This is a genomic window from Mesorhizobium sp. P160927, assembly GCF_057766385.1.
The window spans coordinates 2,915,813-2,939,832 of record NZ_JBYMDW010000001.1; the positions used below are offsets into that span (position 1 = coordinate 2,915,813).

The 24,020-nt window shown below is 62.7% G+C and carries 21 protein-coding genes; 7 read left to right on the top strand and 14 right to left on the bottom strand.

Features of this window, described 5'->3' with window-relative positions:
- Nucleotides 1-6: 6 nt before the first annotated feature.
- Nucleotides 7-294, bottom strand: a complete 288-nt coding sequence (locus AC3CB8_RS14000) for a hypothetical protein (protein ID WP_023771055.1) — start codon at nt 292-294, stop codon at nt 7-9.
- A gap of 285 nt (nt 295-579) precedes the next feature.
- Here AC3CB8_RS14000 and AC3CB8_RS14005 point away from each other — a divergent pair, with 285 nt between their 5' ends.
- From AC3CB8_RS14005 to AC3CB8_RS14020, 4 genes are read left to right on the top strand one after another with little or no spacing between them, the layout of a single operon-like run.
- Nucleotides 580-1,713, top strand: coding sequence for an aminomethyl transferase family protein (locus AC3CB8_RS14005; RefSeq protein ID WP_023771054.1), 1,134 nt, complete (start codon nt 580-582; stop codon nt 1,711-1,713).
- 42 nt (nt 1,714-1,755) lie between these two features.
- Nucleotides 1,756-2,352 (top strand): dimethylamine monooxygenase subunit DmmA family protein, encoded by a 597-nt coding sequence (locus AC3CB8_RS14010; protein ID WP_352563001.1) that lies wholly within the window; start codon nt 1,756-1,758, stop codon nt 2,350-2,352.
- A complete protein-coding gene (locus AC3CB8_RS14015; RefSeq protein ID WP_352563002.1) occupies nt 2,349-3,314 on the top strand; it encodes a PDR/VanB family oxidoreductase in 966 nt (321 codons plus the stop codon). The genes AC3CB8_RS14010 and AC3CB8_RS14015 overlap by 4 nt, the downstream gene beginning before the upstream one ends.
- Before the next feature lie 9 nt (nt 3,315-3,323).
- Entirely contained in the window at nt 3,324-4,364 is a 1,041-nt protein-coding gene (locus AC3CB8_RS14020; protein WP_023771051.1) for a heme-dependent oxidative N-demethylase family protein, read from the top strand.
- A 124-nt stretch (nt 4,365-4,488) separates the two neighbouring features.
- Here the strand turns inward: AC3CB8_RS14020 and AC3CB8_RS14025 are convergent, their stop codons facing one another.
- The gene (locus tag AC3CB8_RS14025) at nt 4,489-5,205 is read right to left on the bottom strand and encodes a helix-turn-helix domain-containing protein (protein ID WP_023771050.1); all 717 of its coding nucleotides are present in this window, start codon (nt 5,203-5,205) and stop codon (nt 4,489-4,491) included.
- A gap of 48 nt (nt 5,206-5,253) precedes the next feature.
- On the opposite strand from AC3CB8_RS14025, the gene AC3CB8_RS14030 reads away from it, so the two are divergent.
- Complete coding sequence (locus tag AC3CB8_RS14030; RefSeq protein ID WP_156939860.1) at nt 5,254-5,466, top strand: hypothetical protein; 213 nt, start codon at nt 5,254-5,256, stop codon at nt 5,464-5,466.
- The gene (locus tag AC3CB8_RS14035; RefSeq protein WP_352563003.1) at nt 5,463-6,821 is read left to right on the top strand and encodes a trimethylamine monooxygenase; all 1,359 of its coding nucleotides are present in this window, start codon (nt 5,463-5,465) and stop codon (nt 6,819-6,821) included. Before AC3CB8_RS14030 ends, AC3CB8_RS14035 begins: the two co-directional genes overlap by 4 nt.
- A gap of 10 nt (nt 6,822-6,831) precedes the next feature.
- Here the strand turns inward: AC3CB8_RS14035 and AC3CB8_RS14040 are convergent, their stop codons facing one another.
- The 6 genes from AC3CB8_RS14040 to AC3CB8_RS14065 form a co-directional block, all read right to left on the bottom strand.
- Complete coding sequence (locus tag AC3CB8_RS14040; protein ID WP_352563004.1) at nt 6,832-8,811, bottom strand: ABC transporter permease; 1,980 nt, start codon at nt 8,809-8,811, stop codon at nt 6,832-6,834.
- Nucleotides 8,808-9,875, bottom strand: coding sequence for a quaternary amine ABC transporter ATP-binding protein (locus AC3CB8_RS14045; RefSeq protein ID WP_023794614.1), 1,068 nt, complete (start codon nt 9,873-9,875; stop codon nt 8,808-8,810). Before AC3CB8_RS14045 ends, AC3CB8_RS14040 begins: the two co-directional genes overlap by 4 nt.
- 73 nt (nt 9,876-9,948) lie before the next feature.
- Complete coding sequence (locus AC3CB8_RS14050) at nt 9,949-10,923, bottom strand: ABC transporter substrate-binding protein (RefSeq protein ID WP_352563005.1); 975 nt, start codon at nt 10,921-10,923, stop codon at nt 9,949-9,951.
- A 473-nt stretch (nt 10,924-11,396) separates the two neighbouring features.
- On the bottom strand, nt 11,397-12,161 hold the full coding sequence (locus AC3CB8_RS14055; protein WP_023771045.1) for an SDR family oxidoreductase: 765 nt from the start codon (nt 12,159-12,161) through the stop codon (nt 11,397-11,399).
- Between the two features lie 74 nt (nt 12,162-12,235).
- Entirely contained in the window at nt 12,236-13,033 is a 798-nt protein-coding gene (locus tag AC3CB8_RS14060; RefSeq protein ID WP_352563006.1) for a DUF427 domain-containing protein, read from the bottom strand.
- A gap of 92 nt (nt 13,034-13,125) precedes the next feature.
- The gene (locus AC3CB8_RS14065; RefSeq protein WP_352563007.1) at nt 13,126-14,781 is read right to left on the bottom strand and encodes an ABC transporter substrate-binding protein; all 1,656 of its coding nucleotides are present in this window, start codon (nt 14,779-14,781) and stop codon (nt 13,126-13,128) included.
- Between the two features lie 116 nt (nt 14,782-14,897).
- On the opposite strand from AC3CB8_RS14065, the gene AC3CB8_RS14070 reads away from it, so the two are divergent.
- Complete coding sequence (locus tag AC3CB8_RS14070; protein WP_023771042.1) at nt 14,898-15,800, top strand: LysR family transcriptional regulator; 903 nt, start codon at nt 14,898-14,900, stop codon at nt 15,798-15,800.
- A gap of 13 nt (nt 15,801-15,813) precedes the next feature.
- Here AC3CB8_RS14070 and AC3CB8_RS14075 read toward each other — a convergent pair whose 3' ends face one another.
- The 6 genes from AC3CB8_RS14075 to AC3CB8_RS14100 form a co-directional block, all read right to left on the bottom strand.
- Nucleotides 15,814-17,877 carry a dipeptide ABC transporter ATP-binding protein gene (locus AC3CB8_RS14075; protein ID WP_352563008.1) on the bottom strand — a complete coding sequence of 688 codons (2,064 nt, stop codon included), beginning with the start codon at nt 17,875-17,877 and terminating at the stop codon, nt 15,814-15,816.
- On the bottom strand, nt 17,870-18,748 hold the full coding sequence (locus AC3CB8_RS14080; protein ID WP_023771040.1) for an ABC transporter permease: 879 nt from the start codon (nt 18,746-18,748) through the stop codon (nt 17,870-17,872). The genes AC3CB8_RS14075 and AC3CB8_RS14080 overlap by 8 nt, the downstream gene beginning before the upstream one ends.
- Nucleotides 18,745-19,698 carry an ABC transporter permease gene (locus tag AC3CB8_RS14085; protein WP_352563030.1) on the bottom strand — a complete coding sequence of 318 codons (954 nt, stop codon included), beginning with the start codon at nt 19,696-19,698 and terminating at the stop codon, nt 18,745-18,747. Before AC3CB8_RS14085 ends, AC3CB8_RS14080 begins: the two co-directional genes overlap by 4 nt.
- Nucleotides 19,699-19,768: 70 nt before the next feature.
- Nucleotides 19,769-21,433 carry an ABC transporter substrate-binding protein gene (locus tag AC3CB8_RS14090; RefSeq protein ID WP_023771038.1) on the bottom strand — a complete coding sequence of 555 codons (1,665 nt, stop codon included), beginning with the start codon at nt 21,431-21,433 and terminating at the stop codon, nt 19,769-19,771.
- A gap of 265 nt (nt 21,434-21,698) precedes the next feature.
- Nucleotides 21,699-22,883: a mandelate racemase/muconate lactonizing enzyme family protein gene (locus AC3CB8_RS14095; protein ID WP_352563009.1), complete on the bottom strand. Its 1,185-nt coding sequence runs from the start codon at nt 22,881-22,883 to the stop codon at nt 21,699-21,701.
- A 1-nt stretch (nt 22,884) separates the two neighbouring features.
- Entirely contained in the window at nt 22,885-23,991 is a 1,107-nt protein-coding gene (locus AC3CB8_RS14100) for a mandelate racemase/muconate lactonizing enzyme family protein (protein ID WP_023782218.1), read from the bottom strand.
- Nucleotides 23,992-24,020: the final 29 nt, after the last annotated feature.

The window sequence follows — 24,020 nt, forward strand, 5'->3', positions numbered from 1 at the left end:
CTCCCCTCAGGACTTGCGGTTGCGGGATGCGTCGGCGTTCTTGATGTCGAGCCCGTAGATGAACTCCTTGTCTTCCTTGTAGTGTTTGACCATCGCCAGGATGGCTGCCGTGTTGAAGATGAGCACGGCGGCGGCGGCAATGGCGACGACGGCCTTGATGCTGCCCTGAGGAATGTATGGCCATGTCATGAAGAGGACGAAGAGGATCGTCGCCCACAGGCAGATGATCAGGATCGCGGATCCACGCAAGTCGGAGCGGTACAGCGCCTCGATGCGCTGCTGCAGGTCTGCCATCGGTTTTTCCCCTTTTTTGCCGACGCCCGGTTCCGAATCCACCGCCCGCCGCTCTCTTTCAAGAGAGTGAAATTTTTTTCATAAATTCAGGCCGAATTCCGCAATTGTCAAGATGAATTTACGCTGAGTTAACCGCTTGCTTCGACCTGCCGATTTTGCCTGACAATGAAATTATTTGCTTTAGGGGGATTGCGGGCCTCTCGCGTTTGCGATCAATATTCGACCAGGCTCCCGGCCTTGCGCACGGGAGCAGGGAACAGCAGCATTTTCGATGGAGACGAGCGGATGACGGCATCCTGGAGATTTTCGACCCTGGCGGATCGCCATCGTGCGCTGGGTTCGAAACTCGAAGACTGGAGCGGTATGGGTACCGCCTGGACCTACGACAAGGATGCCGACGAGGAATATATCGCCATCCGCACCAAGGCCGGGCTTATGGATGTTTCCGGCCTGAAGAAGGTTCACATCACAGGGCCACACGCCTCGCATCTGATCGACCTCGCCACCACGCGTGACGTCGAAAAGATCTATCCCGGCAAGTCGGCCTATGCCTGCATGCTGAACGAAGCGGGCAAATTCACCGACGACTGCATCCTCTACCGCACGGGACCGAATTCCTGGATGGTGGTGCACGGCTCGGGCACCGGCCATGAGGAACTGCAGCGGGCGGCGATGGGACGGGACGTGTCGTTGCGCTTCGACGACAATCTGCACGATTTGTCGCTGCAGGGGCCAACAGCGGTCGACTATCTGGCCAAGCACGTGCCCGGCATCCGCGACCTCAACTACTTCCATCACATGCAGACGCAACTGTTCGGCTTCCCCGTCATGATCTCGCGCACCGGCTATACCGGCGAACGCGGCTACGAAATCTTCTGCCGTGGCCAGGATGCGGGCACGATCTGGGACAGGATTCTCGACGAGGGCAAGAGCGCCGGCATCATTCCGTGCCGCTTCACCACGCTCGACATGCTGCGGGTCGAAAGCTACCTGCTGTTCTACCCCTACGACAATTCCCAAAAGTATCCGTTCGAGAATGAAGGACCCGGCGATACGCTTTGGGAGCTCGGCCTCGACTTCACCGTCAGTCCCGGCAAGACCGGCTTTCGCGGTGCCGAGGAGCACTATCGCCTGAAAGGCAAGGAGCGCTTCAAGATCTATGGCGTCCTGCTCGACGGCAGAGAGCCGGCGGACGAGGGCGCTCCGGTCTATCGCGACGGCAAAAAGGTCGGCGTTGTCACCTGCGCCATGTATTCGCCGCTGGTCGAGAAATCGATGGGCATCGCCCGGCTCGACGTCGACTGCGCGGTCAAGGACACCACGCTCGAAATCCGCAACAAGAGAGGATCGATCCAGGCGACGGCGCAGCCCTTGCCGTTCGACGATCCCAAGAAGACCAAGCGCACGGCGAAAGGCTGAGGTATAATCGACAGCGAGGGGTTTCGAGGCACGAAGACTTAAATGGCAGTCAAGACCATCATCAGCCGGCCCATCTACGGGACCCTGTCTCCGCAACCCGGCAAGCATCATCTTTTCGTGGCGGATGCGGAAGGCGCGCTCGCGATAAGAGACATGGCCGCCAGGGCTCTGGCCAGGTTCTTCGATGCAGCCGAAATCGTCTTCATTCCCGGTCCTGACGGCAAATATGTTGCCGCTCTCGAAGCATTGAAGCCGGCGCGGCTTCATCTGGCGCCGTCCTTCGCCAGCCTGCTGCCGCGTCTGAAGCAGACGCTGACCAACGCGCATATGGGTCTGCGCCTTTATCTCGCCGGCACCGAAGGGCTGATCGGCCAGGCCATGCAGGTGGCGCTCGAAGCCGGCGTCGACCACACCTCGGTGCAGACCGAGCATCGCGGCTCGCTGGCGCGCCGCATGCAATGTGTCCACTGCAAGGGCATCACCGAGAATGTGACGACACAGCCGGCGACCTGCTCGCATTGTGGCCTGCTGCTTCTCGTGCGCGATCACTATTCCCGACGCCTTGCCGCGTTCCAGGGCGTCTGCATCAATGCCGAAGATCGCAGTGAAATTCCTCCGATGGAGGAGATATTTCGATGAGCACCGGCACCACCAAGCTCGACGTCGTCGTCAGCGACGTCGTCCCGGTCAATGAGTTGGTCACCCGGTTCCATTTTCGCCGACGTGATGGCGAGCTGTTGCCGACCTTTTCCGGCGGCGCCCATGTCGTGGTCGAGATGCGCGATGGCGAGCGCACAAGGCTCAATCCCTATTCGCTGATGGGCTCGCCGCTAGACACGCGCGAATACACCATCTCGGTGCGCCGCGACGATGTCGGTCGCGGCGGCTCGCTGTTCATGCACAGGTCGGTCAAGCCGGGCCTGGAGATGGTGATCAGCTATCCTGTCAATCTTTTTTCGCTCGATCTGCGCGCCAAAAAACACCTGATGCTGGCCGGCGGCATCGGAATCACCCCGTTCATGGCCCAGACCGCGCAACTGGCGGGGGAGGGCGGCAATTTCGAACTGCACTACACCTGCCGCACCGCTTCGCTTGGCACCTATGCCGACGTGCTGCGGGAACGCTACGGCCGTCGCGTTCGGCTCTACCATGATGACCTTGAGGAGCGGATCGAACTCGACCGGTTGCTATCCTCGCAGCCGCTCGGGACGCACCTCTATGTCTGCGGCCCCGCAGGCATGATCAACTGGGTGCGCGACCGCGCAGCTAGCCTGGGCTGGCCGCCGGAGACCGTCCACTACGAGCATTTCGCGGCGCCGCAGCCCGGCCTGCCATTCGACGTGACGCTTGCCATCAGCGGCAAGACCATCCGCGTCGGCGAGCAGCAGAGCCTGCTGGAAGCCATCGAAGCCGCTGGCGTCGATCCGCCCTATCTCTGCCGTGGCGGCGTCTGCGGCCAGTGCGAGACCAACGTTATCTCGTGTGACGGCAAATTCATCCACAACGACCATTGGCTGAGCGAGGAAGAGCACCGTTCGGGCAATAAGATCATGCCGTGCGTGTCGCGCTTCGAGGGCAGGTCTCTGGTCCTGGAAAGATAGGAGGCGAGAATGGGCATCACCTTTCGCAAGGAAACGTTCCGCGACGACTTCACCTTCAAGAACAGCCCGGAGCATATCAGGCGGTTTCCGTTCCCCTTCCACGAGGATGCCTACATGTATGCGGTCAACATCGAGCCGCATGTCGTCGGGCCCAAGGGCTCGGTGCTCGAAAACCTGATCGACGTCGACGAACACTATGTCGCCGAGATGCAGGACCGCGCGATGGTGCTGGCCGAGGATCCCCTGCGCTGCCAGTCGCTGCCGCACATGACGCTCGCCGGCTGGGACCTGCTGGAACTTTTGATGGAGCAGCAGGCGCTGGGCTATCCCGAGCATTTCACGCTGACGCGCGACGGCGACCGCTGGCGCTGGATCAATCGGCCGCTCGGCATCGACGACACCTTCACCTTCGGTGACACCTCGACGCTGCCCTACGGGCCGATGGAGTATATCACCCGGCAAAGCCAAGGCGATTTCTGCATCCTCGATCAGCGCGACGGCAATCTGTGGATGGACGCCGGCATGGTCACCACCCAGGCCGACTGGTCGCTCGATTTCGACATCGGCATGAATTTCTTCGAATGGCACGCGCCGGTGCCGCTGGCGCATGAGAAGGGTATTTTCACGCGCGCCCTGAAGTTCCTCACCAACATCCAACAGGGCAAGCCGGCACGGCGCCTGAACTGGACGATGACCATCAATCCGCGGCTGGACACCAGCCCTGAGAATTATCACAAATGGGGTCCGGACCGCGCGACGGTCACGTCGGAGAATGTCGGCGACAAGGTGCATCTGCGTGTCGAACTGCAGAGTTTCTGGCGGCTGCCGCGCTCCAATGGCATCGTCTTTCCGATCCGCTGCTACCTGATCAAGATGGACGAACTGGTGACGCAGCCGAAATGGGCACGGCGCCTGCACCGCGTCATCCGCGACCTGCCCGAGGAACTCGCCAGCTACAAAGGCCTCACGCGCTTTCGCCCGACACTGGTCGAGTGGCTGTCGAAGCTGGACGATGGGAGCCCGACGAGCCCGGGGTTCGGGCCGGATTGAAAGGCCTCCCACATCCGGCCGCTTCGCGGCCACTTTCTCCCCGAGGGGAGAAGAGATCGCCAATGCTGGCGTCAGGCTCCTCTTCCCTTGGGGCAATCCAGGTGAGGAGGCTGCGGCGGCCCGCCTACCCAGCACTGCCCTGCGGGTAGCATATAATCGACAAATAACGCATCGGCAGTTTCGTCAGTCGCTCCGGTCCATGCGGTGCGTCGGCGTCGAAGAACAGGCTGTCGCCTGGCTTCATCGGATAGAGATTGCTACCGTGCCGGTAAACGACCTCGCCCTCGAGCATGTAGAGAAACTCCATGCCTTCGTGCTGGAAGGTCGGGAACACGTCGGAATCCTCGGTCAGCGTGATCAGATAGGGCTCGACGACGACGCCACTGGTGTTGGAACCGATATGGCCAAGCAGATTGTACTGGTGACCAGCGCGCGTGCCGCGGCGCTCGACGTCGAGGCCTTGGCCCGCCTTGACGAACACGGCGCTGCGTTCTTCCTCGAAGCGCCGGAAGAAGGCGGTGACGGGAACGCCGAGCGCCCGCGACAGTGCCTGCAAGGTGGTCAGCGACGGCGAGGTGATGCCGTTCTCGATCTTCGACAACATGCCCAGCGAAATATCGGTGGCGACCGCGAGATCCGCCACGGTGATGCCGAGCTTCTTGCGGAAGGCCCGCACCTCGCGGCCGATCGCGACCTCAAGCACTTTTTCGCGGGTATCGCGAATGGCGTGGGGGTTTTGTGTCAGCGGCGCGCGTATGGTCCTGCCGTCCGCCGACACTTTCGGCGACGGCTTTGCCTTTGCGCTCGCGGGAGCCTTGGAATCCGAATTCGCCTTTGCCATGTCGCCCCCAATCGTCAGGATTTATTTCACTCAAGGTGAACATGTCAGGTGCCGATACAGGAGCGCAACCGCAACGGCAAGCCATCTTATGTCGCGCGCGGCAGTGCGACCATCGCGGCGCCCGTGGGTTTTCCGCCAGGAATCCTCTGCGCGCAAACGCCGTTCCAGCAGATGTCTGTTGACAGCACCAAGAGGCCAATTACTGTCACTGCCAGTGAAATTTGTTTCGCTGGGGAAATCAAAAAAGGAGGCCCGGAATGAACAATCGCGTTGCCGTCATCGGAGCCGGACCGTCCGGTCTGGCTCAACTCAGGGCTTTCAAGTCGGCGGCCGACAAGGGCGCCGAGATTCCCGAGATCGTCTGCTTCGAAAAGCAGTCCGACTGGGGTGGTCTGTGGAACTACACCTGGCGTACCGGCCTCGACGAACATGGCGATCCCGTGCACGGCTCGATGTACCGCTATCTCTGGTCGAACGGGCCGAAGGAATGCCTGGAATTCGCCGACTACACATTCGAGGAGCATTTCGGTCGGCCGATCGGCTCCTACCCGCCGCGTGCGGTGCTGTGGGACTACATCAAGGGCCGCGTCGAGAAGTCGGGTCTGCGCAAATGGGTGCGCTTCAACAGCCCGGTGCGGATGGTCACCTTCTCGGACGAGACGAAGAAATTCACCGTCACCGCGCATGACCGCACCAACGACGTGACTTACTCCGAGGAGTTCGACAATGTCGTCGTCGCCTCCGGGCATTTTTCTGTGCCCAACGTTCCCTATTTCGAGGGCTTCTCGACCTTCAACGGCCGCATCCTGCACAGCCACGATTTCCGCGACGCGATGGAGTTCAAGGGCAAGGACATCCTGATTATCGGCCGCTCCTACTCGGCCGAGGACATCGGTTCGCAGTGCTACAAATATGGCGCCAAGTCGATCACCTCCAGCTATCGTTCCAAACCGATGGGCTTCAAATGGCCCGAGAATTGGAAGGAAGTGCCGCTGCTGCAAAAGGTCGTCGGCAAGACCGCCCATTTCAAGGACGGCACGACCAAGGATGTCGACGCCATCATCTTGTGCACCGGCTATCTCCATTCCTTCCCGTTCCTGACCGACGATCTCAAGCTCAAGACCGCCAACCGCATGTGGCCGTTGGACCTCTATGAGGGCGTGGTCTGGGAGAAGAACCCGAAGCTGTCCTATATCGGCATGCAGGACCAGTTCTACACCTTCAACATGTTCGACGCGCAGGCCTGGTACGCCCGCGACGTCATCATGGGCCGCATCAAGCTGCCGTCCGCCGAGGCGATGGCGGCGCATGGTGCCAAATGGCGCGCCCGCGAGGAGACGCTGGAGGATGCCGAGCAGATGATTTGGTTCCAGGGCGACTACACCAAGGAACTCATGGACCAGACCGACTATCCCGGCTTCGACGTCGAGGCGGTCAACCAGACCTTCATGGCGTGGGAGCACCACAAGGCCGAAGACATTATGAGCTTCCGTGACCATTCCTACCGCTCACTGATGACCGGCACCATGGCTCCGCTGCATCACACGCCGTGGCTGCAGGCACTGGACGATTCCATGGAAAGCTATCTCGAGGTGAAAGGAGTGGCGGCCGAGTAGGCCGCCGCCGCTATCCAAGCCTCGCCCGCGCCTTGGCCGTCCAAGCATTGAACAGCCGGTCGGCGACGATGCCGATGAAGGCGATGGCGAGGCCGGCGACGATGCCGCGGCCGGAATCGGCCTTCGACAGCGCGATGAACACTTCCTGGCCGAGATCGCGCGTGCCGACCATGGCGCAGATGATGATCATCGCCAACGCCATCAGGATGGTCTGGTTGACGCCCAGCATGATTTCCGGCAACGCCAGCGGCAGTTGCACACGAAAGAAGGTCTGGCGCGGGGTGCAGCCCGACACTTTCGCTGCCTCGATCAGTGCCGACGGCACCTGCCTTATGCCGTGATTGGTGTAACGGATCGCCGGCACCACGGCGAAGGCTATCGTTGCAATCATCGCCGTCACGTCGCCGACCCTGAACAGCATCACGACCGGGATTATGAAACAGAAGGACGGCAGCACCTGCAGGGTGTCGATGACGGGTGTGACGATCTTTTCGAAGCGGTCGCTACGGGCAGCCATCAGGCCGACGGGAATGCCGATCAGGCAGGCGAGGAAGGCGGAGATGCCGCAGAGATAGACCGTCGCCATGGTCTTTTCCCACAGGCCGGTGACCGCGCAGAAAGCGGTCAGCATTGCCACCAGGACGGCCAGCCGCGGGCCGGAAAGCTGGTAGCCGGCAAGACCGAGCAGGAACGCCGCGCCCAGCCAAGGGAAGCCTTCGCAGAAGGCGCGCACCGGATTGAGCACATTGAGGATCAGCGCCACGCGGAAGGCTTCGATGACATCGAAGAAGTTTATCGTCACCCAGTTCACCGCCGCTTTCCACAGTGGCGCGGTGGTGAAGGTGATCGCCTTCGGCACGGTCGCGAGGGCGGGAACGAACAGGCCGAGCAGAGTGGTGACAGCAAGGATGGCGATGGCGAGCGTCAGATTGGGATGGCGGCGCCAGAAACCCGGGCTGCCGGACCGGTGGACATTGCCCTTCGCCTGCTTGCGGGCGATGGCCTGGCTCAGCCGGTCGAGCGCGATGGCCAGTGCCACGATGGCAAGCCCGGCTTCCATGGCCTCGCCGACCTTGAGCGCGCGAAGCGCCAAAAGCACGTCGTAGCCTAGGCCGCCGGCGCCGATCATCGAGGCGATGATCACCATGTTGAGTGCCAGCATGATCACCTGGTTGACGCCGACCATCAGCGTCGGCCGCGCCGATGGCAGCAGCACACGCCACAATTTCTGCCGCGCCGTGCAGCCTGCCATCTCGCTGAAATCGTCGATCTCGGACGGCACCCGAGACAGGCCCAGCATCGTTGCCCGAACCATCGGGGGCGTGGCGAAGATGGCGGTGGCGATCATCGCCGAGACCGGGCTGTTGCCGAACAGCAGCAGCATCGGGATGAGATAGGCGAAGGTGGGGATCGTCTGCATCAGGTCAAGTGCTGGGGAAACCACAAGCCGCTCGGCCCACGGCGTGCGCCAAGCCCAGATGCCGGCGAACAGCCCGGTGAGAATGCAGAACGGCACCGCGATCGAGATCAGCGCCAGGGTCAGCATGGCGCTCGTCCATTGGCCGAACAGCGCGATGTAGAGGAAACATCCACCAACCAGCAGGCTGAGCTTCCTGCCTCCTGCCGCATGGCCGGCGAGGAAGGCGACGGCGCAGACGCCAACCCAGGACAAACGCGGCAGCACGAAAGCGTCGGCGCCATGGCCGAACTTGAAATTCTTGGCCAAGAGATTGAGCGCGAAGTCGAGCGGCACGCCGAGCACCGCGGTGACCGAGCGCGTCAGCCAGGACAGGTTCGACTTGATCCAGCCCATCAGCGCGCTGACCCAGTCGGCGACGGGGACGACCGCCTCGACCGGGTAGTTGACGGCCCATGGCAGCCTGTCCTGCAGCAGGAACATCACCAGCACGGCGGCAAGCGCGAGCACCCAGATCACCAGCCACCGTTGGATCGGCGGCCTTGTCTGGCTGGCGTTTGCCGTTACCGTCATGCGCCGCCTCGCTCGATGCCGGCCAGAAGATCGATCACCGCTTGCGGCGTCACTTCGCCGATGGGCGTGCCGGTGCCGTTGATCACGGCGAAGGGTTTGCCGGCGGCAACGATGCTGGCCGAAAAACTCGATATCTTGGCCTCGGGCGCCACCGTGCCGCCGTGCTCGGCGCTAGCGCAGGTACGCATCAGGCTGCGCGCTGAGATCACCTTGGCGCGGTCGACGTCGCGGGTGAACTCGGCGACATAGTCGGTCGCCGGATTGACCACCAGTTCCTCCGGCGTGCCGATCTGGATGACTTGGCCGTCCTTCATGATGGCGATGCGGTCGGCCAGCCTGATGGCCTCGTCGAAATCATGGGTGATGAAGACAATGGTCTTGTGCAGCATGGTCTGCAGCCGCATCAACTCGTCCTGCATCTCGCGGCGGATCAGCGGATCGAGCGCGGAGAACGGCTCGTCGAGAAACCAGATCTCCGGCTTGGTGGCGAGGCTGCGGGCGATGCCGACGCGCTGCTGCTGGCCGCCCGACAGTTCGCGCGGATAGAAGTGCTCGCGGCCGCGCAGACCGACAAGTTCGATGACTTCCCGGGCGCGCGCCTCGCGTGTCGGCCGATCCTGCCCCTGGATACTCAGAGGAAAGGCGATGTTCTCGAGCACGTTGAGATGCGGCAACAGCGCGAAATTCTGGAACACCATGCCCATGCGATGGCGCCTGAGTTCGATCAGGGCGGCATCGGAAATCTTGAGCAGGTCCTTGCCTTCGAATTCGACCTTGCCGTGTGTCGGCTCGACTAGCCGCGACATGCAGCGCACCAGCGTCGACTTGCCGGAGCCGGACAGGCCCATGATGATGAAGATCTCGCCCTGGCGGATTTCGAGGTCGACGGCGCGCACCGCACCCACAAGGCCTGCCGCCGAGACCTCCGCCATGCTGGCCTTGCCGTCACGCTCGCGAATGAAATTGGCGGCGTTCGAGCCGAACAGTTTCCAGACGTTGCGGCAAGCAAGTTTTATCGGGCGGGCATCCGTCTCGTCGCATGCCTGTTCAATCGCTTCCGTCATTCAGTCGTCCTTCTGGAACATCAGGAATTGAGGCCGGCCGGTCAACAGCCGGGCCCCCCTTTCCAGTCGGAGGTCACTGCGCCCAGGCTTTCCAGTCCGCCTCGTGAGCCGCGATCCAGGCGGCGGCGACGTCTTCCGGCGTCTTGCCGTCAAGATCGATCTCGCCGCTCATCTTGTTCAACTCGTCGGTGTCGATCGTGTAGGCCTTGGCCACTTTGTAGGCGACCGGCCATTTGTCTTTCATCCCGTTCCAGGAGTACTTCCAGATCTCGCCATGCGGCTTGCCGCAATCGTATTTGGCGTCCGGGTTCACGCCCCATTTCGGGTCGCTGTAGCATTCGGGCGTGTATTCGGGAAACTGCACCCATTCGCCCTTGTATTTTGCAGGCGCCCAATGCGGCGAATAGATCCACAGCATGATCGGCGCCTTGCGCTGATAGGCGGAGTCCAACTCGGCGAACATCGCGGCATCAGTGCCGGCATGGATCACGGTGAAGGGCAGCTTCAGCGCCGCGACACGCTCGTCGTCAAAGCCTTCCCAGGTCACCGGGCCGCCGAGATAGCGCCCCTTTGGCGCCGTCTCGGCGGTCGAGAACGATGCCGCGCAGGTGGCGTCGAGCAGAGCGTGCCAGTCCGGCAAGGAGGGACATTTCTCCTTCATGTATTCGGGAAACCACCACTCTTCCTTGGCCTTCGGGCCGAGCTTGCCGAGCCTTTCGGTCTGGCCGGTGGCGTCCGAGGCCTTCATCGCTTCGCCAGCCGTCGTATCCCAGAATTCCAGGCCGACATCGATATCGCCATTGGTGAGGCCGGTTGTCAGGCTGGAGAGATAATCGGCGGTCGGGTATTCGACGGCATAGCCGAGCTTTTCCAGGATGCCGCCGAGGATCTTGGCGTTGAGATTGACGCTGGTCCAGTCGAACAGCGCGATCTTGATCGGGTCGTTCGATTCCGGCGCCGCTGCCTGCGCTGTCGGCGTCAGGACACTTGCCGCGGCAAGTGCAAAAGCTCCCATTGAGAATTTCGATATCACACTGCGAAATGACATGCTTGGTTCTCCTTCAAGCTGTGACGGTTATTGGTCGTTCCATTGTTGCGTCTTTTCTTGATTGTGTTGGAAAGGCAGGCTGTTGCGCAAGACCGTTCTCGCCATGCCGGAGCCAAAGCCGGCACAGGCGCGATGATGCTCGATTTCGGTGATGACGGACGCTGCCGAGACAGCCAGTCTCATGGCCGATCGATCGCCGCGAGAGCGATCATCCGCGGATCAATAGCGATCATCCGCCGATCAACTGCCAGTCCTGCGGCGCCCTGCAGGGTGCGAGCCATCAAGGTCCATGATCCCGAGCATTTCCGGCGGATTTGCTCTCGGCTATCGCCTGGCAAGTCCCATCTCGCCAGCGCGGTTTCATAGGATGAAAATATATATACCAACGTTCATGCAGCGCAACGATTAACGCCGCGAAGAAGCAGAATTCCGGACTGCATGCGCAGCCGGCGGGACACGGGTCCACGCCGTGTTTACCAGCAGACGTAGCCGCCATCGACGATCAGGTCGAGCCCGGTGACGAAGCTCGACGCGCGGCTGGCCAGGAAAACCGTCGGCCCGACCATTTCCTCCGGCGCCGCCATGCGCCCCATCGGCGTGTCGCGTTTGAAGATCTTCACCTCTTCGGCCACCTCCGGCCTTTTGTTCATCGGCGTCAGCGTATAGCCTGGGCTGACGACGTTGACACGCAGCCCACGATCGGCCCACTCCATGGCGAGGCTCTTCGACATGTGGATGACGGCGGCCTTCGAGGAATTGTAATGCGCCTGCGTCAATCCGCGATTGACGATGGTGCCCGACATCGAGGCGATGTTGATGATCGAGCCCTTGCCTCGCGCCAGCATCTTGCGCGCTTCTGCCTGGCAGGACAGGAACACGCCGGCGACATTGACCTCGTGCACCTTTCGCCATTTATCCAGCGCCAGTGTCTCCGCTGGTTCGGAACCGGCAATGCCGGCATTGTTGACGGCGACCGTCAACGGGCCGAGTTCGGCTTCGACGCGATCCATGGCCGCGGCCAGGTCGCCCTCCGACGTCACCGTGCCCGTCAGCACCAGCGCCCTGCGGCCGAGTGCCGTGATCCGGTGAGCGGTTTCGTCCAGCCCACCCTTCGACGCATGGCCAAAACAAGCGACATCGGCGCCTGCCTCGGCCAGTCCGATCGCGATTGCCTGGCCAATGCCGCTGCCAGCGCCGGTGACCAGCGCAACATCGCCGTCCAGTTTGAAAAGATCCATCGATAGCCCTCCCTGCTCAAGGAAGGTATGCGCTGACCTATATCTCGATCAAGCCTCAGCGGGCTGCGGCGTGCCTAGAAATATCCGTCGGACGCGGCCGTGGCTTCCTTCGAGATTTCGACGCCATCGACCAGGATCTTGTCGACCAGTTCGTGGTGGAAGCAGACCAGTCCCTTGATGCGTTCTGCCTCGTGCACCGGCTCCGGATAATACCAGACCATGTTCTCGTGCCGTTTCTTGGGCGTGGTCACGTGATAATAGTTGGAAATGCCCTTATAGGGGCAGCGTGATATGTAACGGCTGGGCGCGAACATATCGAGCCGCGTGTCGGAGATCGGCAGATAGTGGCGCACCGGGTGGCCGGTTTCGAACAGGAACACGCCGCGCCGTGAATCGGCGACTTGCTCGCCATCGAGGATGACCTGGACGCGCCGCGACGACGGCAGGCAGTCGACGCGGCGGAACGGGTCGCGGGCATGCACGAAGATCTCCTCGTCTTCCTCGAACCAGTGGCCCATCTTGCCCCACACGAACGACATGTAGCCCGAGATCGGCGGACAACCCTTGACGGGATCGAGATAGCGCCATGCACCATCTTCGACCAAGGTGATGCCTGTATTGAGCGAGTAGTGCGTGGCGATGCCCTTGTACGGATCTTCCGTCGTCGTCTTTGAGGGCAGCAGGAATTCCTCGCGCACGTCCTCGATCGGGAAATAGTAGACCGGCAGATGGTCGGATTCGTACAAAACCAATGCCCTGGTGGTGTCGGCAACGGTCATCGAACCGACCTGGACCCGGAGCCGCTTCAGCGACGGCATTGTGAAGGCGACATAGCCCGGCTCGAACTCGTACTGCTCGATAGTGTCGAGCACGGGGAAATGCGGTCCGCGACCGCGCAGATGAGGCTTGCGAATGGTAGTCTCCCGTTTCTGTCTGTCGTGGCCGAACGTTGGCGCGGCAGCCTCTATCCCAGCGACACTCGATCGAGCAGCAGCCCGGCGGCGATCGGCGGCAAGCCGCTGACATTCTTGCGCACCGGCACCAGGAGATCGGGGAAGTAGCTGAAGATGACGGGTGTCTCGTCGAGCAGCAGTTTCTGGATGTCGGAGGCTGCCGCGCGCTGCGCGCCGATATCCAGCGCCTTGAGATAGCTGGTGACCGTGTCGTCATAGGCAGGGTTCTTGAAATGCGCCGCGTTCCACGGACCGTCGCTGACCAGCGGGCTCTTGAGGAACACATTCGGCACGCTGCGATGAGCGTAGTCGGTGATGCCGAGCGGGCTGTCCAGCCAGTCTGATTGGCCGAATACAGCCTTGCCGTAATATTTGTCCTGATCTTCGATGTTGAGCGAGATGCGGGCGCCGATCTCCTTGGCGAAGTTCTGGAACAACTGCGCGTAGCCGGGGATATCGGAGTAGCGCAACGTCGTCAGTGTGATGTCGAAACCATCGGCAAGCCCCGCCGCCTCCATGAGTTGCTTGGCCTTGGCGATATCCTGCGTGCGTTGCGGCACCGATTTGTCGGTGGCCGGGAAGGCCGGCGCGAACGGGCTGTCATTGCCGGTCGCCGCCATGCCGCGGCACAGTCCGTCGACCAGCTTGGACCGATCGATGCTGAGCGCCAGCGCCTGGCGCACGCGCTTGTCGGTGAAGGGCGCCATGTCGCAGCGCATGTGCAACTGGCGATGCGCGGTCGAGGCGACGCGCAGCACCGTGATGTCGGGGCTGTTCAGCACCACCTGGCTGACGTCGAGCGGCACCGCGTCGAGAATGTCGACCTCGGCGGCCTGCAGCGCCAGGATGCGCGGCTGCACGTCGTTGTAGAACTTGAATTCGAGCCGGTCGGGCAATGCCTTCTCGCCCCAATAGTCGGGATTGCGCACGAAGGTCGCGCCGACCTTCGGCGTGTAGGTCTCCATCCGGAACGGCCCAGTTCCCTCAAAGGTCTTTTCATAATCGCCTTTGTAGCTCGCCGGCAGGATGACGGCGTTGTAATTGTCGATCGACACCGAATAGGGAAAGCTGCCGTTCGGCGCATCGAGATGGAAGGCGACGGTGTGATCGTCGACCTTCCGGGTTCCACCCTTCGACAACAGGCCCTTGAACACCGACAGCGCGTTGGAGGCGCCGTTCGGATCGGCCAGCCGATCGAACGTTGCGACGACGTCGTCGGCTTTGAACTCCTCACCATTGTGGAATTTCACGCCCTTGCGCAGCTTGAAGGTCCAGACGCTGCCGTCGGCATTGGGCGACCAGCTTTCCGCCAGAACCGGCTTCAAGGTCAGATCCGGCTGGGTGATGCAAAGGAATTCGGCGGTCTGGAAAACCAGCTGATAGCTGCCACTGTCATAGAAGGTAACAGGATCGATGGCACCGCCGGGCGTGGCCACGCCGGCGCGCACCGTGCCGCCCGGCTTGCCCTCGGCGCGGGCCTTCCGCGTGCCGAAACCGGCCGCTCCCAAAATGCCGCCAAGCAACGGCAGCGATAGGCCAAGCATGCTGCCGTGGCGGAGAAAATCACGCCGGTCGAGCCTGCCTGCCATGAACTCGTCGACAGCGGAATTTTCGATTTCCGTGAGGCTTTCGCGGGCGGCGTCGATCGTCACGAAATGCCTTGGCATGGCTGCATTCCTCGCTTGCCCTCGGGAGAGTGGCCATTTAGGTCATTGTTGACCGCGACCGGAAAGCGATATTTTTTGATGGGGTCCATCGAAATTTTCGATGCTGGAGAGATGGCATGGATACCGAAAATCTGCGCAGCTTCCTGGAGGTCGCCGAGCATGGCAGTTTCACCGTCGCGGCCAGCCGGCTCAATCTCGCGCAGTCAACCGTCAGCGCCCGGATAAGGGGGTTGGAGGAGCAGTTGGGGCGCCGGCTCTTTGTCCGTGACCGCGACGGCGTCACGCTGACGCCGGCTGGCCGGCAGTTCCTCCCGCACGCCTCCTCGATCACCCGCACTTGGGAGCAATCGCGGCAGGACATCGCCGTTCCCGACGGCTACGAGTCGCTGTTGCGCTTCACCGCGCCCGCCTATCTCTGGGATCGCGTCACCTCGCCATGGATCGCGTGGATGCGAGCCCAGCGGCCGAACGTGGCGCTGCGGCTCGAAGGAAGCTTTCCCGACCTGGCGATCGACCAGTTGGCCCAAGGGCTGCTCGACATCTGCATTCTCTATCTGCCGCGGCCGCATCCCGGCATCGTCTACGAGACGCTGGCCGTCGATCAGGTCGTGCTTGTCCAGCATTCCGCGCAGGCAGGACCGTGGACGCAGAACTATATCCTGATGGATTGGGGGCTCGAATTCCGCATCGAGCACGATCGCGCCTTCGCCGGGATGGTGCAGCCGGCAATCTCGGCCGGGCTGGTATTCATCGGCCTGCAGCACGTGCTGTCGCAAAAAGCCGCGGCCTATCTGCCGCTCAGTGCCGTCAGCGGCTACATCGAGAACGGTGAGATGAAACGCATAGAGGATGCGCCTGTGTTTCAGCGGCCGATCTATCTCGCCTATCCCAGCAATCCCGCATCGTCGGATGTGCTCGACGTCGCGTTGACCGGATTGCGGACGCTGGCAAGGGACTGGACCGGTGAGCAGGGCTTTGCCGAGGGCGACCGCTCCTTCAGCATGAGCGGCCAGGCCTAATGGATACGGGCCGCTACGCCGGCAGGGCCGCGACCGCCGCCGGTTTCTGCAGCCGCCTCAACTCGGCATAGGGAATGTGGCAACGGATCGAATGCCCCGGCTGGGCCTCGGCGAGCGGCGGCTCCTGTTGTTCGCAGATCGGCCCGATCTTGCGTGGGCAGCGCGTGTGGAAGACGCAGCCCGATGGCGGGTTGCTGGCGCTGGGGATTTCGCCATCGAGCCGGATGCGCGCTGTCTCGGCCTGATCGAGCTTGGGTACGGCCGATAGCAGCGCCTCGGTGTAGGGGTGATGCGGTCCGGAAAAAACGTCTTCCGATGGCCCGATCTCCAGGATGCGGCCGAGATAGAGCACGGCGATCTTGTCGGATAGATAACGCACCACGCCAAGGTCATGCGAAATAAAGATGTAGCTGACGTCCTCCTTTGCCTGCAGGTCGGCGAGCAGGTTGAGGATCGCCGCCTGGACGGAAACGTCGAGCGCCGAGGTCGGCTCGTCGCAGACGACGATGCGCGGATCGCCGGCGAAGGCACGCGCAATGGCGACTCGCTGCTTCAGCCCGCCCGAAAGCTGGCGCGGCTTGACCGCCAGATGCCGGTCGGTGAGCCGCACCGAGCGGACGAGATCGTTGAGGCGTGCCTCCAGTGCGGCACCCCTCAAGCCTGCCAGCCGCTTCAGCGCACGGCCGATCAGATGGCGGATCGAATGCGAGCGGTTGAGGGCGGAGTCCGGGTTCTGGAACACGATCTGCATCGCCTTGACCTGGTCGTCGCCGCGGTTCTCCAGCTTCGGCGCCAGCGCCTTGCCCTCGAGCTCGATGGTGCCGCCCTCATCGGGAGGCACCAGCCCGAGCAGCAGCCTGGCGAAGGTGGTCTTGCCCGAGCCGGATTCGCCGACGAGCCCGAGCGTCTCACCGGGCCTGAGATCGAGCGAAACGTCCTTGACGGCGCGCAGTGCATGGCCGTGGCTGGCGTAGGTCTTGTTCAGCCCGGCGACGCGCAGCACCGGCGCCGTTGTGGGTTTCGGTGCGGGCACCACGTTGGCGGGCGTGGCGCGTGGCAGGGCCTGCGCCTGGTCGTGGTAGTGGCAGCGCGACAGCCGCCTCCCGCGCTCGTCGGTCAGATCATAGAGCGGCGGCAATTCGGTGCGGCAGCGGTCGGTGGCCAGCGCGCAGCGGTCGGCGAAGGCGCAGCCCTTGATGTCAGCGCCGATGCCGGGCAGGAAGCCGGGGATGGTGTCGAGCCGGCCCTGGTCCTTGCGCTGGCCGCCGCGCGGCAGGCAACGCAGCAACGCCACCGTGTAAGGGTGGCGCGGATCGTTGAAGACGACGTCTGTCGGTCCTTCCTCCACCAGCATGCCGGCATAGAGCACGCCGACCCGGTCGCACATGTTGGAGACGACCGCGAGGTTGTGGCTGATGAACAGGATCGAGGCCGAGAGCTCTTGCCTGAGCTGCGCGATGAGGTCGAGCACCTCGGCCTCGACCGTCGCATCGAGCCCGGTGGTCGGCTCGTCGAGGATCAGCATCGAGGGATCGTTGGCCAGCGCCATGGCGATCGCCACGCGCTGCTGCATGCCGCCCGACAGCTGGTGCGGATAGCGCTGCATGACGCTTGGCGGATCGGAGATGCGCACGCGGTTCAGCATGGCGATGGCGCGATCGGTGGCCGCTTGGCCCGTGATGCCGCCAAGCTCGAAAATTTCGGTCAATTGCCGGCCGATGCGGATCGACGGGTTTAGCGCCTTTCCCGGATCCTGATAAACCATGGAGACGCTTTCGGCACGCGCGCGCCGAAGCGCCTCCGCGTCGAGCTTCATCACGTCCTGGCCGTCGAGTGAGATGGCGCCACCCGATATCGAGCCGTTGCGCGGGAGATAGCGCACCACGGTGAGGGCTACCGTCGACTTGCCGCAGCCGGATTCGCCGACCAGTCCATAGGCCTCGCCCTGGCCGATGGTGAGGCTGAGATCGCGCAGCACCGCGCGATTGCGGCCGGCGACCCGGTAGGCGACCGACAGATTCTTGATTGCGAGCGCGTCCTTTGCTTTCCCAATCGATGCATTGGCGGGTTCAGTCATTGAAGGCCCCATGCACGCCGTCGGCGGCCAGGTTGACGCCGATCACCAGCGAGGCGATGGCGAGCGCGTCGAACAGCACCGTCCACCAGAAGCCGCCGCCGATCATGCCGTAATTGCTGGAGATGGAGAGCCCCCAGTCGGGTGACGGCGGCTGAATGCCAAAGCCCATGAAGGAGAGGGTAGCGACCGCGAAGATGGCGTAGCCCAACCGCACCGTGGTCTCGACCAGGATCGGCGGGATGACGTTGGGCAGGATCTCGATGAACATCGTATGCAGAGCGCTCTCATGCCTGAGCTGTGCGGCGGCGACATAGTCGAGCTCGCGCTCGGCCAGCACCGCCGAACGCACGGTGCGCGCGATGATCGGCGCGAAGCTCAGGCCGATGACGATGATGACGGTGGTCTTGGACGTGCCCAGCGCGACGATCGCAAGCAGCGCCACGATCACCACGGGGACCGCCATGAAGGCTTCAAGGATGCGGCTGACGACGTCGTCGACGATGCCGCGGAAGTAGCCGGTGAGCAGGCCGAGCGCGGTGCCGGCGACCGTCGCCAGCAAGGTCGCCAGCGGCGCGACCGTCAGGATATCGCGCGAGCCGACGATGACGCGCGAGAACACGTCGCGGCCGATCTGGTCGGTGCCGAACCAGTGTTCGCGCGAAGGCGGCGCCAGGGCGTTGATGATGTCGTCGGCGAGCGGATCGTAGGGGACAAAATGTTCGCCAAACAGCGCGCAGGCAACCCAGAACAGCACGATGGCGATGCCGACCAGGAACGTTCGCGAGCGCAGCAGGGAGAAGAAGACTTCGGCCAGCGGGCCGCGGCGCCGCATGTCGTCCTGTGCGGGGGAGGGGGTCTGGACGGCGCTCATTGGTCTGACCCCAGGCGGATGCGCGGATTGAGCACGGAGTAGAGGAAGTCGGCGATCAACGTGGCCACCGCATAGACGATGCCGATGGTGAGGATGCCGGATTCCAGCATCGGAAAATCCTTGCCGCGCGCGGCGGTGAAGATCAGCGAGCCGATGCCCTGGTAGCGGAACAGCGTCTCGATCACGACCAGGCCTCCGATGAGATAGCCGGTCTGGGTGGCAATCACCGTGATGGTCGGCAGCAGCGCATTGCGCAGCACGTGGCGCCAGATCACCGTGCGCCACGGCAGGCCCTTGAGCACCGCCGTTCGCGTATAGTCGGAATCGAGCGCCTCGATCATGCCGGAACGCGCCATGCGCGCGATATAGCCGAACAGCACCAGGAATAGTGGCAGCGATGGCAGGATCAGGTAATAGAGTTGGGTGAAGACGCCGGCATCCCTGGGCCATGCGGCAGAGATCGGCAGCCAGCGCAGCCACACGCCGAAGATCAGGATCAGGATGATGCCGGTGACGAATTCCGGCAGCACCGTCACCGACAGGCCGCCGAGGCTGATGATACGATCAAGCGTGCGGTTGAGGTTGAGTGCGGCAATGACGCCGCCGAGGATGCCGATCGGCACCACCAGCACGAAGGCGACCGCCGCTAGTTTCATCGAATTGCCAAGCGCGCCGATGACGAAGGGCGCTACCGGCGAGCGGAATATGTAGGAGGTGCCCATATCGCCCTGGACGAAGTTCGAGATCCAGCTCCAGTACTGGATGAGCAGCGGGCGATCGACGCCGAGCGTGTGATTGAGCGCGTCGACCGCGCGTTGGTCGGCGAACGGGCCGAGGATCGCGCGCCCGACATTGCCAGGCAGGACCTGGCCACCCAAGAACACCATGATGCTGAGCAGGAACAGCGTCACCAGCGACAGGGACACACGCCGCGCAAAGAAGGAGAGAATGGCTAAGACTCCTTGCAAAGCCAGTCCCCCGCGGGAGCTGGCTGTTAGAGGACTGGCTTTCCCTTTTCGCTTACGCCTTCGATGCCTTTTCGAGGAACAGCTGCGACATGGCTGTCGGTTGCACGCCGGCCACGCCTTTCGCCGTCGCCGTCAGGTAGTCGTAGAAATAGCCGAAGATGACAGGCGTTTCCTCGAGCAGAAGCTTCTGGATCTTCCCGGCGTCGGCCTTCTGTGCCTCGAGGTCGAGCGCCGCGATATAGCTGGTCGCCAACGCATCGTAATCCTTGTTCTTGAAGTGCGCGGCATTCCAGGTGCCGTCGCTCTTCAGGGGAGCGGCAAGATAGACATTCGGCACGCCGCGATGGCCGTAGTCGGTGATGCCCATCACCGAATCCAGCCAGTTCGATTTGCCGAACACCGCGTCGCCATAATAGGCGCTCTGGTCGAGGATGTTGAGTTCGAGCTCGATGCCGATCTCCTTGACCCAGTTCTGGATGAGCTGGGCATATTCGGGGATTTCGAGATAGCGCTCGGTGGTCAGCGTGATCTTGAAGCCCTTGCCGGCACCGGCTGCTTCCATGAGCTGCTTGGCCTGCGCGATGTCCTGCTTGCGCTGCGGTATGCTCGTATCGGTCGAGGGGTAGACCGCGGCGAATGGGCTGTCATTGCCCAGCGACGAGCGTCCCTTCATCAGACCGGCGGCGAGCTTGTCGCGATCGAGGCAGAGCGCGATGGCGCGGCGCACACGTGCATCCTTCAGCGGACCGTCGTCGCAGCGCAGATGCAGTTGCTGGTGAGCCGACGACTTCAGGCTGATGATTTCGAAGCCCGGATCGTTGAGCAGGGCCACGCCGGCCAGCACCGGCATCTGGTTGATGACGTCGACCTGCCCACCCTGCAGCGCCAGGATCATCGGCTGCACGTCGGTAAAGAAGGTGAACTCGGTACGGTCAGGCAGCGCCTTCGCTCCCCAGTAGTTCTCGTTGCGGACGAAGGAAGCGCCGACCTTCGCTGTGTATTTCTCCACCTTGAACGGGCCGGTGCCGTCGAAGCTCTTCTCGTAGTCGCCCTTGTAGTCCGCCGGGATGATGACGGCGTTGTAATTGTCCGACGAGACCATGTAGGGAAAATTGCCGTTCGGCGCGTCGAGGTGGAATTCCACCGTGTAGTCGTCGACCTTCTTGCTGGCTCCTTTCGACAGGATACCGGTGAACACCGACAGCGCGTTGGACGAGTTTGCCGGATCGGCCAGGCGGTCGATGCTCGCCACCACGTCCTCGGCCTTCATCTCGCCGCCGCTGTGGAATTTGACGCCCTTGCGCAATTTGAAGGTCCAAACCGAGCCGTTGTCGTTCGGCTTCCAGCTCTCGGCCAATGCAGGCTGCAGCACCAGGTCGGGGCCGTCGACGCAGAGGAATTCCGCAACCTGCTGCATGATCAGCAGGCCGCCGGCGTCGGCGATCGTGACGGGATCGATGGCTGCCGCCGGCACGCTGCTGGCGACACGGATGGTGGCACCGGGCGCGCCCTGGGCGCGGGCCAGAGACGGCATGCCGCCAAGGCCGGCAGCCGTGGTGATGCCTCCAAGCAGCGGCAGCGACAGGCCAAGCAGGCTGCCATGGCGGATAAAATCGCGGCGGCTGACACGGCCGTCGACGAGACCGTCGATCAGGTGATTTTCAAGCGGCGAGCGATTGCGCCGGATCAGGTCGAGAATGCGGTAGTTCTTGATCATGGGTTTAACCCTTCCCCTGTTTCTTATGGTTTGATGAACGCGTCTCTCAGTTGAGGAAGTCCGTGGAATTCTCCTGTCCCCGGCCATCAACGATGTCAGTCGACCGGGACTGTAGCATGCGGTTTTCCCTGGTCCATCCGATCCCTGCGGCGCGGGGGTCAGATTTTCTTGAGCAATGCTTCCACCCGTCCGGTCCTGCCGTCGCCATCGATCGCCGCGGCGGACTCTTGTTCTTGAATTATGTTTCCTTTCCCGTGTCGTTCTCCTAGTTCAGCGGCAAACGGCGATATGTCCCGGGCTTGGCCGGGTCATGATATTTGTTGCAAGGGCCGTTCTCGGCAAAGTCGCGATGGCAGGCGGCGAGATTTTTCCGCGACAAGGTGACACCAAGACCGGGACCTTCCGGGACACGCACCGTATTGTTCCTGGGGTAAAACGGCCCCTCCTCGGTGATGTCCATGGGTTGCATACGAAACAGCGACTGGTTCGGCTCCCGGATCCAGCCCAGGGCCGCGCACAGATGCAGGTAGGCCGCGCTGCCGATGCCGCTGTCGCCGCTGTAGCACCAGAAATCGATGCCCGCGTGCTCGCAGGCGCCGACAAAGCGCAGCATCCGGCCGATGCCGCCATGCGCGGTGGGATTGCCGACGAATGCATCCGGCACCTTGAGGTCCATGGCGCGCGCGATGTCGATATTGTGGGTCGAGAAAGGGATCGAGCAATGCTTTCGCAACTGCCGCATCTCCTCGATCGTGGCCACCGGATCCTCCCAGTTGCGCACGCCGAGCTCTTCCAGCGGCCGCGCCAGCCGCCGCGCCGTGCTGAGCGAATAGGCCTGGTTGGAATCGATGCGTATCATCGCATCGTCGCCGAGTTGTTCGCGGATCAATTCGACCATTCTCAGCGAGATTTTTGGGTCGTCGGTCGAGAACTTACCTTCGAAGAAGGTCGTGCCATGTCTCTCGTGCAGTTCCACGCAATAGTCGGCGACTTCTTCCGGCGTCGTCTCGCCCTTGACACCATCCCCATCGCCGCGCAGCGAGAAATAGTCGGTGAACGGGATGTCCTTGCGCACGGCCCCGCCGAGCAACTGATAGAGCGGCTGGTTCCAGGCCTTGCCGCGCAGGTCCCAAAGCGCCATCTCGATGGCGCCGAAGGCCATGATGCGGGTGCGGTCGTTGATCGACTGCACGCCGGTCCAAAACGGCAGGCAGACATGTTCGGCGCCGGCAATGTCGAAGGCATCGCGGCCGACCAGCCGCTGGGCAAGAACATCATTGATGATGGCGGCCGCTGCCGGCGTTGGCGCTTCGCCCAGCCCGACAAGGCCTTCCTCGGTCTCGACTTCGACGATAACAGGGGAAAAACCGTCGAGTTCGCCGAACACCCAGGCATAGGGCGCTTCGAGGCGAAGATTGATCGGCGTGGCCTTGATGCCGCGGATCTTCATCTCAGCGTCCAACTTCGAAGAAGGGTTTGCCGAGCAGGTCGGGAACGACGTCGATGCCAAGGCCTGGACCGGCGGGAATACCCATGCGGCTGCCGGTGACCAGCGGTGCGTTCGACGCGGTGCGCACCGTCACCCATTCATGGAAGGCGATCGCGTGCAGCCGGCGCTCCTCCGGCGTCGAAAGCGACAGATGCGCCATGGCGGATGTGTCGATCTCGGCGCCGCCGGTGTCCTCGACCGTGATCATGAAGCCGAGATCGACGGCGACGTCACGGATCAGCCGGGTTTTGGTGACGCCGCCGAGCCGCGAGATCTTCAATGTCAGCCCGTCCGCCGCGCCGAGGCGATGGATTTCCAGCATAGCCTCCAGCGAGGTGACGGATTCGTCGAGCACCATCGGCTTGTCGAGCATGCGCCGCACCGACATGTTTTCGTCGATCGTCGTGCAGGGCTGCTCGAACGTATAGTCGATCGCCCGCGTCGCATCGGCGAACTGCCGCGCCTGGTATGGCGTCCACCCGGCATTGGCGTCGCAGAAAATGACAGTGCCTTTCGGCACCGAGGCGGCGACCGCCGTGACGCGCTCGACGTCGTCATGGACATTGCCGCCGACCTTGACCTGAAGCCGGCGGAAACCGTCCTCGACGATGCGCTTGGCAAGTGCGGCCATTTGATCGACCGTGCCATGGGTGACGACTTTGTAGAGTTCGGCCGTGTCGCTTTCCCTGCCGCCGAGCAGCGTCACCAGCGGCACGCCGGCGGCACGCGCCGCCAGATCCCAGCAGGCCATGTCGAGCGCCGATTTGATATAGGGATGGTCCTTGAATACCGTGTCCATCAGTCGGCCGATGCTGGCCAGCCCGCGCGGGTCCCGGCCGATAAGATGCGGTGCGATCTCCGGCACGCCGGCCCGGGTGCCGGCCGGGAAGGCGGCCGAGTAGAAATTGCCGAGCGGCGCCATCTCACCCCAACCGGTGATGCCGCTGTCGGAGGTGATGGAGACGATCACAGCGTCGAAGCAGTCGGCCATACGCCCCTTGGACATACGATAGGGGCCGTCCACGAAAGGCTGCACGACGTGATAGGCTTTGATGGTTTCGATCTGCACGTGGGGTATCCATTATCCGCGATGAGGGG